Consider the following 17746-nt stretch of genomic DNA (forward strand, 5'->3'; position numbering starts at 1 on the left):
TAACTGTCGAATTCCCTCTCTTACAAATTAATATCAATAAAAGCACCTATCTCATTAACTACTTATAATAATTTACACCAAAAAATCAACACACAGCATTTAATTACTTTTACCATGAATTGGCTAAAATGCACAAAAAGCTGTACTTAATATAAATAAGCATATTACAAAGCCTAAAACCATACCAAATTAGCATGTAACAATCCTTAATTAACAATTTGTTACAATTTAAATGCTAAGTTTAATAAAACGCCATTTAATTACTATGTTATTCAAAAAAAATGCATTACTATGTGTGAAATATATCAAGTTGATATCTGCTATTTAGTAATATCAACAATAAGTACTGTCATAGAATAGTACGATTATTACCGGCTTAAGTCGGATTTATTACAATTAGGAAAATACGGCAAATATTATGAAAAAAACTTTTCTAGTACTACCTCTTGCTCTTCTTGTATCTGGCGCAGTAAATGCAGCAACAGATAACACATTTTATGCTGGTGCTCGTTTAGGTAATAGCTTTTACGATCTAAAACACAGTGAAGGCATTAACCTAGATAAAGACAATCTAGCTGGCGGTGTTTTCATGGGTTATAAAGTAACACCATGGTTTGCACTTGAAACTGGTTATACACACCTAGGTTCAACAACAGTTGAAGGTACTGATGCAAAAGTACGTATTCAAGGTGCAGATATTCTAGCTAAATTCTCTTACAACGTTACTGAAAATGTAGATCTATACGTAAAAGGTGGTACTTACTACTACGACGCACATACTAAAAACCTAGGTGACGAGAAATCTCATGGTTGGGCTGGTACTGCTGGTTTAGGTATGGATTACTTTATTACGAAGAATTTATCTGCTGGTCTTGATTACCAATACTACCACGACATTAAGTTAGGCTCAGACAAGACAGAAAAAACTGATGTTCATTTCGTTGGTGCAACACTAGCATACCATTGGGGCGCTCCAGCACCAGTTGTTGCTCCAGAAGTTGTTTATGTTGATCAAGTATCTGTAGCAACAATCGAAGAACTAAAGCTAACCGTTCCTTTCGCATTCGATAGCACTGCAATCACTGCTGGCGACGCAAGCAAATTAGCGCCTTTCGAAGAGCGTCTAAACACATACCCAGACGCAACAATTACAGTTGTTGGTCACACAGATAGCACTGGTTCTGAAGCATACAACCAGAAACTATCTCAAGAGCGCGCAGAAGCTGTTGCTAGCGCACTACGTACTCACCTAAATGTTGGTGCAGATCGCGTAATCAGCGAAGGCCGTGGTGAGCTAGATCCAATCGCTCCTAACAACACAGCTGAAGGCCGTTCTGAGAACCGTCGTGTTGACATCATTGTTCCTGAGCTAAACGTAGAAACAGTAACTCAAGTTATTGCTAAGTAATTTCTAGCCTTACTAAAAAAGCCCAGTTTATTTTATAAGCTGGGCTTTTATTTATTTTCGATCTTTTATAACATTATCCCCAGAACCACTTCCGAATACTGTTTGAAAAATATATTTGAAATATTGATGAATACTTAAGCTATTAATCATTTCCTGATCTATTTTAGCCAATAATATTGGATCTGACATATCAATATTACTAACTTGTGCTAATCCAGTAATACCAGGAAGTACATTAAGTACACCACGTTTATCTCTTTCATTAATTAATTCTACTTGGTTAAATAAACATGGCCGAGGACCAACAAAACTCATATCACCACATAATACATTAATGAGTTGTGGTAATTCGTCTAATTTTGTTTTTCTTAAAATTGTACCAAATTTAGTCACAGATGATGCATCAACCATATGAGTTGCAACAGATCTTGTTCCAATCGACATTGTTCTAAATTTAATTAATGTAAACTCGCGACCATATAACCCTACACGTTTTTGTAAAAAAATAGGTTTTTTAGAGTCAAAAAATCCAATAATTAAGATAACCAAAAGAATTGGCCACCCAATAAGCAAACCAATAGCAGAAAGTGCTATATCAATATATCTATATAATTGAAATTTATGCATAATTAATTCTTACTAATAAAAGATAACACTGTTTTTTTTATCGCTTGTTGAACAGTATATGGTGGAGTCCAATTTAAAGCTTCTTTTGTATGCTTAATGTCAACTTGGAGATCGCCACAAAGCCGCTCCGCTATGTCTTTTTTACCGAACAATTCACATAAATTAACAAAAACACATCGAGGAACATTAAATAAAAATGCTTTTGATTGGCTATATTCAATTATTAATCTCAATAATTGAGATGTCGATAAATCTTCATCATCAGAAATTAGCCATATTTGATTAGCCGCAATGGGATGATTTACCGTCATAGTAATAAAATCAGTTAAATTATCAATAAAAACAAAACTTCGTTTATTATTAATGGAGCCAAAAGGTAATGGCATACATTTAGTTGCTAATTTTACTAAACTAGCAAAATTGGCTTTCACTCCTGGGCCATAGACTAGTGGTGGACGAATAATTACTACCTCTAATCCAGTTTTTTTCGCTAATTCTAATAATCCCTTCTCTGCTTTTGCTTTACTTAAACCATAAGCATCTTTGGGTGAAGGTTGATCAGATGAAGAAAACGGTAAACGCCCAGTTGTTGTTTCACCGTTAACTTTTATACTACTAATAAAAATAAAACGTTTAACCCCGGCCTCAACAGCTTGTTTGGCTAATTCGATTGTTGCTTCATAGTTTGCTTTTTGATAATTTTCATCTGCCATCTTTTTATTCTTCATCACATGAACAATAGCTGCACTATGAATAATAACGTCAATATTTTTTAATTGTTTTACCAAATCAAATGGCTTTTCTAAATCAAACTCTACATCACAATAAGAATTAGTCGTTCGTCCAGTAGTTACAACTTGATAACCCAAAGAGCATAATTTCGATTTTATGGATGATCCTAAAAATCCTGTAATGCCAGTTACTAATACATTTTTCAACAAATCCCGTCCTTCTATTTATAATAATGTCTATTACAATGCCAAAAAGTAGTATGACCAGATTACAATCTGTATTTTTTACGATAAAATACACTATTAAGATTAAAAATAAAGCATTCTAAATGATAAAGCCATTACATGTACTTCTTAGTGCAAAAAGAAAAAATAAACGAATAGTAACAATAGGCTATGATATTGTAGCTATTATTGTATCTCTTTATCTTGCAACCGCGATTCGTTTAAATGAGTGGTTATTCTCAATTAATCCACCTCTAGTCGTCTCGGCCTTTATTACAACAACCATAACTATTGTTTGCTTTAGTCGTCTAGGTATGTATCGTGCTGTTCTTCGATTTATGATGCTACCTGCTCTTGGCTATATTTTTATCTCAGTATTTATATCATCTCTTACTCTCGCATTTTGTGGTTTTTTCTTTCAAGCATTTATACCAAGAAGCGTACCTTTAATTTATGCTGGGCTTGCTATCATTACATTAGGTGGCCCTCGAATAATGATCCGTACAATTTATTACCATTATTATCGTCGAAAAAAACCGAATGTTTTTATTTATGGTGCAGGATCGACAGGAAGAGAGCTTTCTTATGCTTTGATTAGTGGTTCAGAATATCATCCCGTTATAATCCTTGATGATGATTATAGCAAAGTAGGACAAATTATTTTCGGATTACGCGTTCACCATAGTAGTGAATTCACCGAACTACAGAACCTTTATAAGCCAGTAAAATTATTACTTGCGATAAAAAACGTATCTCCAGGAAAACGACTTCGACTTATTGAAAAAACATCCAATTGGCCGATTGCAATACAATCAGTTCCATCAGTTGAAGATATTGCATCAGGAAAAGCAAAATCAACTGAAATTAGAGATTTATACATTTCAGACCTATTGGGACGAGAGCAAGTAGCCCCTAATATTGAATTATTACAAAAAAACATTACTAATCAAAATGTAATGATAACAGGAGCTGGCGGCTCAATCGGCACTGAATTGTGCCGTCAAATACTAAAGCAGCACCCAAAAAAAATAGTGCTGTTTGAACTCAATGAATACAATCTCTATTCTATTGATAGAGAATTAAGAAATTATGCTTTACATACTAATACGGCAACTCAAATCATTTCAGCATTAGGTAACGTTCAGAAACAAAATCATATCGAACGCTTGATGGTAACACATAGCATTGATACCGTATTCCATGCGGCCGCTTACAAACATGTTCCTCTTGTTGAGGATAATGTTATAGAAGGTATACGCAATAATATATTTGGCACTTTAGCCGCCGCAGAAGCCGCAATTAATGCTGGTGTTAAAAACTTTACCCTAATTTCTACTGATAAAGCCGTTCGACCAACAAATATCATGGGTGCAACAAAACGAATGGCCGAGCTTGTCTTACAATCGTTAGCTGATCGTCAAAACAATACAATATTCACTATGGTAAGATTTGGCAATGTATTAGGCTCTTCAGGCTCTGTCGTTCCACTATTTAAAGAACAAATCAGTAAAGGTGGGCCGGTTACAGTCACCCACCCTGATATTAATCGCTTTTTTATGCTCATACCTGAAGCGGCACAACTTGTTATACAAGCAAGTGCAATGGCGAAAAATGGACAAGTTTTTGTTCTTGATATGGGTGAACCCGTTAAAATTCTTGAATTAGCAAAACGTATGATTCATCTGATGGGATTTTCTGAACAAATAGAGTCAGAGCAAGATGGAGATATAGAGATTCAATTCACAGGTTTACGACCTGGTGAAAAATTATATGAAGAATTACTAATAGGAAATAATGTTGAAGGGACAACACATCCTAAAATTATGACAGCAATGGAAGATAAACTTAGCTGGGATGAGATGAAAAATTTATTCATTGAACTTGATAATGCTTGTCAAACATTTGATGAAGATAGTGTTATCGAAATAATTAAAAATTCACCAACCGGATATCATCAAGAGAAAAAATTATAATGATTTTTTTAAGTATAATTAATCACCATCATGACCAAATGATTATTGATAACAAAGAACTAGCTTTAATTTCAAAAAAGTACAATATTGTTATTAAATCAAATACAAAAGCTTCAACTGCATTAATCAACTATACAAATAAATATAATATCCAACTCATTGATGAGAGCTATGGACTTGGTTTTGGTTGTAATAATAATTACATCTTTTCTTACTTACAAAATACAAAACAAATATCAAATAAGGATTATTTTTTAGTTATTAACCCTGATGTAACTATCACATTAGATGAGCTTCAAAAATTAGAAAAAAATGTAAATAAAACAACCTCTGATATTTATACTATCGATTTATATCATGATATCTCTTTCACACAACCTGAATTATCTATCAAAAAGTTTCCGACTATTTTAGGTCCCATAATGGGACTTATAAGTAAAACAACACGTAATGATGCATACAATAAATCAAAAATAACAAAACCCACAATTATTGATTGGGCGGCAGGTTCATTCCTTTTATTTACTAAATCAGCATATGAAACATTAAATGGCTTTGATGGTAAATATTTTATGTACTTCGAAGATGTTGATATTTGTCGAAGAGCTAAACAAAAAAAAATGCACCTCATGTATCTACCTAATATAAAAGCTGTACATAAAGGTGCATTTAATAATAGACATATTTTATCTAAACATTTTAGATGGTATCTGAAAAGTTACTTCCAGTACCACCTAAAAAACAATCAGCTATAAAATAATTTGAATATTGCGTCTGCAATACGAGTTGACGCTTTACCATCTCCATATGGATTATGAGCATAACTCATACTTTCATAAGCCGATTGATCATCCAATAATAAAGAAACCTCAGTTACAATTTTATTTTCATCCGTTCCAACAAGTTTAACCGTACCTGCTTTAACTGCTTCTGGTCGTTCAGTCGTATCTCTCATAACTAGAACTGGCTTACCAAGAGAAGGAGCCTCTTCTTGAATACCACCTGAATCTGTAAGAATAATATTAGAACGATCCATTAAATATACGAATGGTAAGTATTCTTGCGGTTCAATTAAATAGATATTATCTTTTCCAATTAAAGTCGAGTTTACAACTGAACGTACATTAGGGTTTAAATGTACTGGATAAATAAAATCAACATCCGGATATTTCTCAGAAAGAAGCATAATTGATTTACAAATCCGCTCAAAACCATCACCAAAACTCTCTCTTCTATGACCAGTAATTAATACAACTTTTCGTTCAGCTTTTAGAAAAGGAAAAGTTTCAGAAAATTTATTTTGTAGTTCTTGAGCATTTGATAGCTTATCTTTAACCATTAAAAGAGCGTCAATAACAGTATTACCAGTTACAATGATGGAATCTAAATTAATATTTTCATTAATTAAATTAGACTTTGAAGTCTCTGTAGGAGCAAAATGTAAATTAGCTAATGTACTTGTTAACTTACGATTACCTTCCTCTGGCCAAGGTGAATAAATATTACCAGTTCGTAAACCTGCCTCAACATGACCAACCTTAACTTGTTGGTAGTAACTTGCTAAGGTCGCAGATAATGTTGTTGCAGTATCTCCATGGACAAGAACATAATCTGGTTGATATTCTGTTAATACATCACGTAAACCTAATAAAATAGCAGTTGTGACATCAGTAAGATCTTGACCTGATTTCATTATATTTAAGTCGTAATCAGGTTTTATATCAAATAAATCTAGAACTTGATCCAACATTTGACGATGCTGACCTGTTACACACACTTTACTGTTAAAACGATTATCCGATTTTAATTGTTCAACAACAGGTGCCATTTTTATAGCTTCTGGTCTTGTACCAAAAACAGATAAGATCTTAATTTTTCGCATAAAAAACAACCTTTATTAAATTTAAGTTTTTACATTTTAAACTACTCAGCTTTTCAATTAAGAGCCAAGATATAATTGATAGAATCAGAGTAATAATTTTGATAAAAATATTTTTCCATTTAGAATTACTATTTGGCTTAACAAAGTACTCACTGTATATTATTTTCTGGTTACCACTATTTAATAGCTACTGCTAAATTATCTCTTATACATCAAGACATTAAAGTATAGAAGTGATATTATGCCTAAAAATTCAATCCAACTTCAGAAAGGCTTCTCTATACCCGAATTTATGCAAATATACGAAACAGAAATCTAATATAGAGAACATTTATTTTATCTTCGATGGAAAAATAGTTACGTTTATCCTAACTGTGATTCTAAAAGCTATTGTGGACTTAAATCATGATCAATGTAATAAGTGGCACCATCAGATATCATTGACAGCCAATACTTTATTTGCTCATTAAAAATCACCTTTAACTACATGATATCCCATCAATCAGGATAAAAATAGTATTTCAGCATTACAACTAAACGTAAATTAAGGATTTATTATAACGCAGCATAACGAATAAACATAAGCTCATGCAAGTGATGAAAAAGCATGATGATAATCGAAAGTTAAACAATATGGTGCATATATTGGAAGAAAACAAAATAGAAAACGTGGAGTGATACCGAAGGTAAAACACCCTTAGTCTCAGAGATTTCTTTGAATGAAGAAGGTCATCCTATTTATGTGCGGCTAAGTGTTGTTCCTTGTTTTAAAAACAAGAAACAACAGATTAAAAAACATTTAAAAGAAAAAACATTCGTCATATCAGATGGTTTACCCTGTTTTAATGGTCTGGTAACAGCAGATATTGTTCATGCTTTATTACAAAAAATGGTAAAAAACTTCACCAATATGAGGCTGCATTTTATTGGATAGATACTATGATTAGTAACGTTAAAAATTCGATAAAAGGGACATATAACGCAATTAGAGAAAAACATATTCCTCGCTATCTTGGTGAATTCTATTTCGATTTAATTATAGGTTTCGAGTTGAAATATATTCGATACGCTGATTACATATGGCGAAAAATCACCACTGATATCAGAGAGATTATTAATCTTGGCAGAGGCTAGATAGTAATCAAGTATTATTAAGAATAAAAATTAATTTTTAACAACTTTAATTCTAGAGTAGATAATAAATTTTTCATATTAAATAATCTAGTAATTTATCAAAACGATCGTTCCAGAAGATACTTTCTCCTTGAATAGGTTCAAAACCTTGTAAATGCATATCTAGAGTAACCGCATTATTACTTTCTATCCTATATTTCATTTCACCAAATGGGGTTGTAATAACAGGAAGTCCAGCCACCACATATTCATAATATTTTACAGGATCGACAGACTCAGTTAATTCATTACATTTAAATGGTATTAGTGCGTAATCAAATTCTCCCATTACTTTAGCCACCTTCTCATGCTCAATTGCTGGTTCAATAAATACGTTTTTTGATAACGATGGGATTTCCGTATATATAGGACCTATAATTCGTATAATAGAGTTAGGCTTAGAGCCTGCTAATTTAAATATAAAATCCCAATCAAACCATTTTGCAACACTTCCAACATATCCATAAACAATACATGCCTCATCCTTTATTTTTATACTATGTTCAAATTTATTATAGAAACCAAGACTACAAGCATTTTTAACTAAAATACTTTTTTTTGTTATATTCTTATATTTAAAATATAGTGATGAGGATGAAAACATAGTAATATCAGCTATTTTCATTCCTCTTTCTAATAATAACTGCATTTTTGAGGAAGCTCTACCCGTAAAGAAATGACTATAGTCATCCATTACATCATATATTATTTTTTTAAACTTTATTTTTTTTATTATTTCCTCAGTCAATAAACTTGGCTTTCCACTAACTAAAAATATATCAGATGATTGTTCTATATTTTCCTTGATTTTTTTTATAATTATAGAAATTGATAACGAGTTAACGATATTATAAATACTACTCAATGGTTCAATTGGAATTATCTTATTAGCTTTTAGAACGACGACTCCTTCAGGCAATTGAAAACTATTAGCTTCAACACCGATAATTTTAGATTTAAAATCAGAAATTTTAGGAAATCGAGAAGGAGTTGGTTCAATCCAAATAACTTTACTAAAACCATTAGATAAAAAATATTCGATAAAGAAATGTGGCCTTTGAGCTATGCTGTTCCAAGGTACTGGTGACAAATAAACTAATATCATGATTTAATTAATATGATAGGCGATTTCTCACCTATCATCCATAAAGAATTAATGAACGCCAGGTCTATACTTATGAGGAACCCAAGATCCCCATTTAGATTCAAATATAGCTTTATTTTCGAGCATCAATAGCTCTTTTTTATTATCTTTTAATTTATTAAAACTGGCTGATAAATGATGGTGGACAAAAGAATAATCGACTATCGAAATATCAAAGCCGAGCTCACGTACACGTGCGCAATAATCATCATCTTCAAAAAAACCAAGGCCATATTCTTCACACATTGGACCAACTGTCTTATAAACATCTCGTGTAAATGCTGCACAAAAAAATGCTATATTATTTACAGAGTATAGATTACCAATATTATTTGCACACAGGTTTGATGCAAATATATTCATATTATTAAAACTATCATATTCAATATTCAGCTTTGCTTCATTACCAATATTATTAGTTATGGGGCAACAAAGTCCTAAATTATTATTAGAGTTAAAAGCTTCAACTATTCCAGACAACCAATATGGTGCAGGATAAGTATCATTATTTATAACAATAAGAATATCACCATCAGCAGCAGCTAGACCTATATTATTGCCGGCAGAAAATCCCAAATTATCATCATTAAGGATAACTTTATATTTATCCTTATTTGAATATTTTTTATTTAAAAAATCTCTTGTTCCATCTGTCGACATATTATCAACAATAATCACCTCATAATTAGGATAATATGTGTTTTTATCAATTCCATTTAAACAATCTTTAGTCAATTCAAGATTATTATAAGTTAGTACAACTAAGCTTACTTTCTTTATATGAGATTTTTCATTATTTAATAATTTAACATTTTCAACTATTGACTCCGCTCGACTAGACCAATCTTGAGTCAAAGCCCAACCTCGACGTTTATCAGATAATTCTTTATTTCCTACTTCATCTAAAGCAGAATGAATTTTATTAACAAAGTCCTCTCGAGAATTACCAATATGAAGATGCTCAGCCATTAATAATACTTCAGGCATTGCTGTCGAGACAACTGGTTTTCCAGCAGCTAAATATTCATAAACTTTTACAGGATTAGTACATAATGTAAGCTCGATAAGCTTAAATGGAATTAAGCATACATCAAAAGAATTTAAATAAGCAGGAAGTTCTGAGTAAGGTACTTCTCCAATAAAGTTAACATTATCTAATTTATCAACACCTTTTAAATCTGTTGTAACATTACCAATTATCAAATAGTCATATTCAGGAGTTTGTTTTGCGCATATACGTAATAACTCTATATCAAACCATTCAGCAATAGCTCCATAGTAACCAATTGTTTTTCTTTTCTTTTCATACAAAACTCGAGGGTCTTTTTTAGAAAAGAAATCAACTTCAGCTGCATTTCTTATTATTATATTATCTCTTTTCTCAGAAATAATATTCGATAATCTTTCAGCAGTAGTAATTACAAGATCAGATTGAAGGAGAAGATCTTCTTCTTCATTTAACATATCTAGCGTATTATTTTCAAACCCAGCATGATGATCCATACAATCATAAATAACATTATTTGCTGTTAATTTTATTGATATATTAGACCAAAATGGAAGATCTACTAATGAATTAGTATAGCCCATATTAAATGTGCTTCTAATTGAATTTACACTTTTAAGTAGAAAAACAACATCATCATTATCTAGTTTATCATGATATATATTAATGTGTTTTTTATTAAAATTAAGCTGGCAAATTAAAATATTTTCACTTGGAGATTCAATAATTTTAAAACCAGGTTTAGTTGATAAATTAAACGTAGTTGTTAAATAAACAACTTTATGTCCCAGTAAACCTAATTCTCGTGCAATATGTTGAGGCCTTTGTACTCGGAAATGCCAATCTATAACGGGAAATACAAAGTAGCTATCTTTTGATGTATTTTTAAATACGGTATTAATTAAAAATAGATCTCCTTGTATATCCCAATAATCATATATAGAATTATTTACCTCTTTTTTATGTGAAATAATATTATCAACTATATTACTCGAGATGTTATTGCTAACTTTATTTTTTTCAAATCTATTAAATAACTCACTCTTTATTTTATATATTAGTGCATCAGTTCTTTTTGTATACCAAATTATTTTTGAACATTTTACCCTATAATTATATGGAAGCTCTTTATATTTTTTTTTGATAATTTCTTTAATACTCATGTAATATCACCCAAGTTTAGTTTCTACTATCTGCGTATGCACACAAATTTTATTATTGCCACATCAAAAAATATGCTTAGATCGTATTTTGATTAAAATAACTTTTAATAATTTAGATCTCATTAACCAATTCATTTAATCTAGCTTTGATTGATGGCAGTTTGTTGATATTATAAAAAAAATCAGCATTAAATGCTTGTTCTTTTAACCATTCTAACTTTGAGTATACAAGTACAATTTGCTTACCATTCCAATATGTAGGATTTAAATTTGTACAGTCAATTACGTCTACAAAGCTTAATATCCATTTATTATTAAATATATAAGGTAAATTATTACCATCAAATGTAAAGCAGTGCTCACTAATCCTTTCATATTCCTCAAAAGGGACAGCAAGTATTAACATATTTTCTATTTTTTCACTAATTATTGACAGAGTTGAAAAAGGTTCATCAAAATGCTCAAGTGTATTTGATGATATCAATACATTATATTTATCTTGTAATTCAAGTTCAGGACTAAGCCAATTTTCACATTTAAAATTTATTTGGGGGTATTTTTCAGAAGCTTTATTAATTGCATTATTAGAAAAATCAACACCTACAATATTTTTATTAATATGTTGATGAAAAATAGATGTTCCATCGCCTGTAGCACATCCCCAATCGATCATCACAATATCATCACGAGATAAAAATGATATTAATGGCTTATTTAGTGACTTTAAAATAACAGTAGCAAAAAATTTAGATTGTTCTTCACCACCATGTTCTATCCAATCCTTTTTAAATCTTGACTCCCAATAACTTTTACTATTTATATTCATCTACGATTACCTTAGTAATTATATCTATCTGAGGATTAAAAATACCGTGAAGTTTATTTTTACTACCTGTTTTAAAATATGCTGCCCCTTCTATATATTCATAATAACATGGTTCTGAAGAAGAAGTATCTTCTAAAGCAATTACCAAAATATAATCATTTGGTACTAATTCATTTTTTAAAGTAAATGTTGTATTTAATAAAGTATTTTCTGACTCAATAGGAATTATTTCGCTTACTCCAACAATAAGATCAACACCTTTCATGTTTTTAATCGAAAATGCTACAGAAGTTGAGTTATTTTTCAATTCAATAGGTAATTTATAATCCACTGAAAACTTAATTATTTCATCTTTATCAAAATATTTTTTATCATTTAATTCTTTATCGAGTATTTTTACTCTTTTAATACAACCTTTATTCTTTCCCCAATGAGCAGCTGCATTTAAACTAAGGTTTTTTTGATCATCTTTAGTCGGTAAATCATTTATATCAGTGTTATCTGATCTTTTTTCATTTAAGGATGTTTTGTTAATTTCATCATTTATAAATGAATTAATATCTCTATTATCATCATCAAGCATATATTCCATGTATTTACTTGAGACATCAAATACATCACCATCCATAATCATGCTACCTTTATTTAACCAGATAGCTCTATTACAAATAGTTCTTACAGCAGTTACGTCATGACTAACAAACAGAAGCGTTGTTCCATTTCCTATTATCTCTTGTATTTTATTTATACATTTAGCCTGAAATTTTGCGTCACCTACAGATAAAGCTTCATCAACAATCAATATATCTGGATACACATTCACGGCAACTGAAAATGCTAAACGTACAAACATACCAGAGGAATAACTCTTCACTGGCTGATCAATATATTCTTTTAATTCAGAAAAAGAAATTATATCATCCATACGGTCAAATATTTCTTTTTCCGAAAGCCCTAAAATAGATGCATTCAGAACTATATTTTCACGTCCTGTATATTCTAAATTAAACCCTGCCCCTAATTCTAATAATGCGGCAATACGACCTGACGTTTTAATACTTCCTTTAGAAGGATTTAATGTACCACAAATCATTTGAAGTAATGTTGATTTACCAGAGCCATTACTTCCTAATATCGCAACAACTTCACCTTTTTTAACTGCAAAATCAACTTGATTTAAAGCACAAAAATCTGTTTCTTCTACGATTGATTTTCCTAATATAACCTGCTTAAGCCTCCTCACCGGACTTTCAAATACAGGATAATATTTTGATATTTTTTTTACTTCAATAATATTTTTAGAGTACATCAGAGAAACCTTTTTTCGTTCTCATAAAAAACATATAACCAACAATGAATATGGCTATAGAAATAAATATTTGTATGAAATATTCATTCCAATTGATACCGCCTCCCCAAATCATCACACTTCGACTTGATTCAATAATAAATGTTAATGGATTTAATAACATTATTTTTTGAAAAAAATCAGGTAACATCTTTATAGAATAGAAAATTGGGGAAAGGAATAACAATACAGTAGTAATTACGCCTGTCATTTGAGAGATATCTTTAATATACACACCAATAGAGGCAATAAACCACGTAATTCCTAAACTAAAGAATATTAATGGTAATATTGTCAAAGGAAGTAATAATATAGTTAGATGAGGTAAGCCAAAAAATATAAAATAAAATGCTAACCATACTATAAAACCCATTATAAATTGAAATAGAGAGGATCCTATTACAACTAATGGTAATACTTCTATCGGGAAAACAACTTTTTTCACAAAATTAGGATTTGATGTTATTAAAGTAGGGGCTCTATTTATACAATCTGCAAAAATATTAAATATAATTAATCCAGAAAATAGTAGTAAAGCAAACTCAGTTTTACTACCTGTACCACCGACCCATCGAGCCTTAAAAACAACACTAAAAACAAATGTGTATACAGCTAACATTATAAGAGGATTAATTAATGACCATAACACTCCTAATATAGATCCTTTATACCGGGAACTAATATCTCTTTTAATTAGATTTTTGATTAAAAAACGTTCATTAAAAAGAATTCTAAACAGCAATGTAAATATATATTTTATTTTTAAAATCATTTTATAATCTTTCTATTTTTACCAAATTAATACCAAACTCATCTTTTTGAGACAAAATTGGCAGTATATTTGATGGCCACTGAATATTAACTTCTGGATCATTCCATAAAATAGAATGTTCGGCTGATGGATTATAATAATCTGTACACTTATATACAAACTCAGCCTCATCACTGGTTACATAAAAACCATGTGCAAAGCCTTCGGGCACCCACAATTGACGTTTATTTTCAGCAGAAAGGTAAACACCTACCCACTTACCAAATGTAGGTGAATCTTTACGTATATCAACTGCAACATCGAACACTTCACCAGAAACTACCCGTACTAATTTACCTTGAGTATTCTCTGTCTGGTAATGTAGCCCACGCAAAATACCTTTTTTAGATTTTGAATGATTATCTTGCACAAATTGCGTTGGTTTACCTGTTACCTGTTCTTCAAACTTCTTTTGATTCCAAGTTTCCATAAAGAAACCACGCTCATCGCCAAATACACTAGGCTCAATAATTTTCACTTCAGGTATTTCTGTATCTATAATTTTCATTTTATTTATTCTCAACGATTATTGATAATCGGATAATTGATTTAAAGCACGCTGCCAATCACTAGCTTGAATCTCAAATGTATTAGTGATTTTTTGCGTATCAAGCTTTGAGTTGGCAGGGCGTTTAGCTGGTGTTGGATAATCTTCAGTATTAATACCTTTCACAATGGGGGCTTTATTCAATATTTTTTGTTCTACTGCTTTATCAAAAATAGTTTGAGCAAAGCCACACCAACTTGTGTGAGGTAAACCTGAAAAGTTATAAATACCGTACTTAGTTTTATCGAAATCGTTACCTTGTACAGTTATATCCTTTGCAATGGTAATTAACGCTGCTGCAATATCACCAGCATATGTTGGTCCCCCAAACTGGTCAGCAACAATACCTAATGAGTCTCTTTGCTGTGCTAAACGAAGCATTGTTTTTACAAAATTATTGCCATCTTCACCAAACACCCACGCAGTACGTAAAATAATATGACGAGAACAAGCATTAATAACGGCTTCTTCACCCGCTAATTTACTTTCGCCATATACACCTTGTGGGTTAACTGGATCCGATTCGCTATACAGACCTTGTTTATCTCCTGCAAAAACATAATCCGTTGAGATATGTAATATTGAAGCACCAACTTGATCTGCAGCTTGCGCTAAATATTTAGATCCATCTCGATTTATAGCATAAGATAATTCAACTTCATCTTCTGCTTTATCAACAGCGGTATGAGCCGCCGCATTGATAATAATATTAGGTAGAAACTCATTAACACTTTTTATTACATCTTGTTCTGAGGTAATATCAAGTTCGTTTCTATCTACGGCTAAAAATTCAATTTCAGGACAAGATTGTAACTGTTTAACTAAACAGCTACCTACTTGACCATTGCTACCTGTAATTAATACTTTCACCATATTCATTCACTTTTTATTTTTCTTCAGAAATAACACGCATTAAATACTGACCGTAGTCATTTTTCATCATTGGTTCAGCTAATAACTGCACTTGCTCTGTTGTTAACCAACCATTACGCCATGCGATTTCTTCTAAACAAGCGACTTTTAAGCCTTGAATATTTTGTACTGTTTCAACAAATGAAGATGCTTGTTGTAAGCTTTCATGGGTACCAGTGTCTAACCATGCAAAACCACGACCTAATAACTCTACATTTAACGAACCATCATTTAAGTACATTTCATTGAGTGTCGTTATTTCAAGTTCACCACGATGTGACGGTTTTACTTGTTTAGCCATTTCAACAACACGGTTATCATAAAAATATAACCCAGTTACGGCATAATTAGATTTAGGTTGCTCTGGTTTTTCTTCAATAGAAATAGCTTTCATATTGTCATCAAATTCAACCACACCAAAGCGCTCAGGATCTTTGACTTGGTAACCAAATACAGATGCGCCATGTTCACGAGAAGCTGCATTTAATAATGTTTGGCTAAATGACTGACCATAGAAAATATTATCACCAAGCACCAAACAAACACTGTCATCACCAATGAACTCTTCACCAATTAAGAAAGCTTGAGCAAGACCATCTGGTGACGGTTGAATCGCATACTCAAGATTAATACCAAAATCAGCTCCATCACCTAATAGACGGCGAAAGCTTTCATTATCTTCAGGAGTAGTAATGATCAGAATATCTTTAATACCCGCTAACATTAGTGTTGATAATGGGTAAAAAATCATTGGTTTATCATAAATAGGTAATAACTGTTTTGAAACACCGCGAGTAATGGGGTAAAGACGAGTGCCTGAACCGCCCGCTAAAATAATGCCTTTCATGTTATTTTCCTTCACTCTTATTTGTATCAGTACCTAAACGTTCAAAGCTGTATGAGCCATCTAATACACGGATCCACCATTTTTCATTGCTTAGATACCATTCAACGGTTTTACGAATACCAGATTCAAAAGTTTCTGCAGGTTTCCAGCCAAGTTCACGGGCAATTTTAGAAGCATCAATTGCATAACGTACATCATGTCCAGGGCGATCTGTTACATAAGTAATTAAATCTTGGTATTCAGTTACGCCTTGCGGTTTATTGGGTACTAACTCTTCAAGCAATGAACAAATAGTTTTTACCACTTCAATATTGGCTTTTTCATTGTGACCACCAATATTATAAGTTTCACCAATCTCACCTTTAGTCACGACGGTATAAAGTGCTGATGCATGATCTTCTACATATAGCCAATCACGAATTTGCATACCATTACCGTAAACAGGTAATGCTTTACCGTCTAACGCATTAAGAATAATTAACGGAATAAGTTTTTCAGGGAAATGGTAAGGGCCGTAATTATTTGAGCAGTTAGTGACAATCGTTGGTAAACCGTAAGTACGTAGCCATGCGCGCACTAAATGATCGCTTGATGCTTTTGATGCAGAATACGGACTTGATGGTTCATACGATGTTGTTTCAGTGAATAAATCATCGGTACCTTCCAAATCACCATACACTTCATCAGTAGAGATATGATGAAAACGAAATGCTGATTTACGAGTTGGATCTAATTGATTCCAGTAAGCGCGAGTGGCTTCTAAAATGGTATAGGTGCCAACAATATTGGTTTCAATAAATGCAGCAGGGCCATCGATTGAACGATCAACATGACTTTCAGCGGCTAAGTGCATTACCGCATCAGGTTGATGCTCAGCAAATACACGATCTAACTCAGCACGATCACAAATATCTACTTGCTCAAAGGCATAACGATCATCATTTTCAACGGTAAGTAATGATTCTAAGTTTCCCGCATAAGTTAATTTATCTACGTTAACAACACTGTCTTGAGTGTTATTAATAATATGACGAACAACGGCAGAGCCAATAAAGCCTGCACCACCTGTAACTAAGATTTTCATATAACCTCAAATTATAAATACGCTACCGCCCTTGGGATA

15 protein-coding genes and 1 pseudogene are annotated in these 17746 nt (G+C 31.8%); 4 read left to right on the forward strand and 12 right to left on the reverse strand.

The annotated features are described in order from the left end of the window. The first annotated feature begins 418 nt into the window (after window positions 1–418). Window positions 419–1408 carry an OmpA family protein gene (locus VXS03_RS14530; protein WP_327764516.1) on the forward strand — a complete coding sequence of 330 codons (990 nt, stop codon included), beginning with the start codon at window positions 419–421 and terminating at the stop codon, window positions 1406–1408. A gap of 51 nt (window positions 1409–1459) precedes the next feature. Here the strand turns inward: VXS03_RS14530 and VXS03_RS14535 are convergent, their stop codons facing one another. Together VXS03_RS14535 and VXS03_RS14540 are read right to left on the reverse strand one after the other, a co-directional pair. Continuing rightward, window positions 1460–2035, reverse strand: a complete 576-nt coding sequence (locus VXS03_RS14535) for a sugar transferase (protein WP_327764517.1) — start codon at window positions 2033–2035, stop codon at window positions 1460–1462. A 2-nt stretch (window positions 2036–2037) separates the two neighbouring features. After that, a complete protein-coding gene (locus tag VXS03_RS14540) occupies window positions 2038–2973 on the reverse strand; it encodes an NAD-dependent epimerase/dehydratase family protein (RefSeq protein WP_327764519.1) in 936 nt (311 codons plus the stop codon). 122 nt (window positions 2974–3095) lie between these two features. Here VXS03_RS14540 and VXS03_RS14545 point away from each other — a divergent pair, with 122 nt between their 5' ends. Together VXS03_RS14545 and VXS03_RS14550 are read left to right on the forward strand one after the other, a co-directional pair. Further along, window positions 3096–4964 carry a polysaccharide biosynthesis protein gene (locus VXS03_RS14545; RefSeq protein WP_327764521.1) on the forward strand — a complete coding sequence of 623 codons (1869 nt, stop codon included), beginning with the start codon at window positions 3096–3098 and terminating at the stop codon, window positions 4962–4964. Beyond that, complete coding sequence (locus tag VXS03_RS14550; protein ID WP_327764523.1) at window positions 4964–5719, forward strand: glycosyltransferase family 2 protein; 756 nt, start codon at window positions 4964–4966, stop codon at window positions 5717–5719. Before VXS03_RS14545 ends, VXS03_RS14550 begins: the two co-directional genes overlap by 1 nt. Here VXS03_RS14550 and wecB read toward each other — a convergent pair. Next, window positions 5710–6846 (reverse strand): non-hydrolyzing UDP-N-acetylglucosamine 2-epimerase, encoded by a 1137-nt coding sequence (gene wecB, locus VXS03_RS14555; protein WP_327764524.1) that lies wholly within the window; start codon window positions 6844–6846, stop codon window positions 5710–5712. The genes VXS03_RS14550 and wecB overlap by 10 nt on opposite strands. Window positions 6847–7087: 241 nt before the next feature. On the opposite strand from wecB, the pseudogene VXS03_RS14560 reads away from it, so the two are divergent. Then, window positions 7088–7984, forward strand: a pseudogene (locus tag VXS03_RS14560) (IS1595 family transposase). 69 nt (window positions 7985–8053) lie between these two features. Here the strand turns inward: VXS03_RS14560 and VXS03_RS14565 are convergent. From VXS03_RS14565 to rffG, 9 genes are all read right to left on the reverse strand, one after another. Beyond that, window positions 8054–9109: a glycosyltransferase gene (locus VXS03_RS14565; RefSeq protein ID WP_327764525.1), complete on the reverse strand. Its 1056-nt coding sequence runs from the start codon at window positions 9107–9109 to the stop codon at window positions 8054–8056. A gap of 63 nt (window positions 9110–9172) precedes the next feature. After that, window positions 9173–11332: a glycosyltransferase gene (locus VXS03_RS14570; RefSeq protein WP_327764527.1), complete on the reverse strand. Its 2160-nt coding sequence runs from the start codon at window positions 11330–11332 to the stop codon at window positions 9173–9175. 112 nt (window positions 11333–11444) lie between these two features. After that, window positions 11445–12158, reverse strand: coding sequence for a class I SAM-dependent methyltransferase (locus VXS03_RS14575; protein ID WP_327764529.1), 714 nt, complete (start codon window positions 12156–12158; stop codon window positions 11445–11447). Further along, on the reverse strand, window positions 12145–13467 hold the full coding sequence (locus tag VXS03_RS14580) for an ABC transporter ATP-binding protein (RefSeq protein ID WP_327764531.1): 1323 nt from the start codon (window positions 13465–13467) through the stop codon (window positions 12145–12147). Before VXS03_RS14580 ends, VXS03_RS14575 begins: the two co-directional genes overlap by 14 nt. Beyond that, a complete protein-coding gene (locus VXS03_RS14585) occupies window positions 13457–14278 on the reverse strand; it encodes an ABC transporter permease (RefSeq protein ID WP_327764533.1) in 822 nt (273 codons plus the stop codon). Before VXS03_RS14585 ends, VXS03_RS14580 begins: the two co-directional genes overlap by 11 nt. A gap of 1 nt (window position 14279) precedes the next feature. Then, complete coding sequence (rfbC, locus tag VXS03_RS14590; RefSeq protein WP_327764535.1) at window positions 14280–14825, reverse strand: dTDP-4-dehydrorhamnose 3,5-epimerase; 546 nt, start codon at window positions 14823–14825, stop codon at window positions 14280–14282. An 18-nt stretch (window positions 14826–14843) separates the two neighbouring features. Next, window positions 14844–15737 carry a dTDP-4-dehydrorhamnose reductase gene (rfbD, locus tag VXS03_RS14595; RefSeq protein ID WP_327764537.1) on the reverse strand — a complete coding sequence of 298 codons (894 nt, stop codon included), beginning with the start codon at window positions 15735–15737 and terminating at the stop codon, window positions 14844–14846. A gap of 13 nt (window positions 15738–15750) precedes the next feature. Next, window positions 15751–16623 carry a glucose-1-phosphate thymidylyltransferase RfbA gene (gene rfbA / locus VXS03_RS14600; protein WP_327764539.1) on the reverse strand — a complete coding sequence of 291 codons (873 nt, stop codon included), beginning with the start codon at window positions 16621–16623 and terminating at the stop codon, window positions 15751–15753. Between the two features lies 1 nt (window position 16624). Next, window positions 16625–17707, reverse strand: a complete 1083-nt coding sequence (gene rffG / locus VXS03_RS14605) for a dTDP-glucose 4,6-dehydratase (RefSeq protein ID WP_327764540.1) — start codon at window positions 17705–17707, stop codon at window positions 16625–16627. Between the last annotated feature and the right edge of the window lie 39 nt (window positions 17708–17746).

Source organism: Photobacterium sp. S4TG1, assembly GCF_036040035.1.
Classification (GTDB): domain Bacteria; phylum Pseudomonadota; class Gammaproteobacteria; order Enterobacterales; family Vibrionaceae; genus Photobacterium.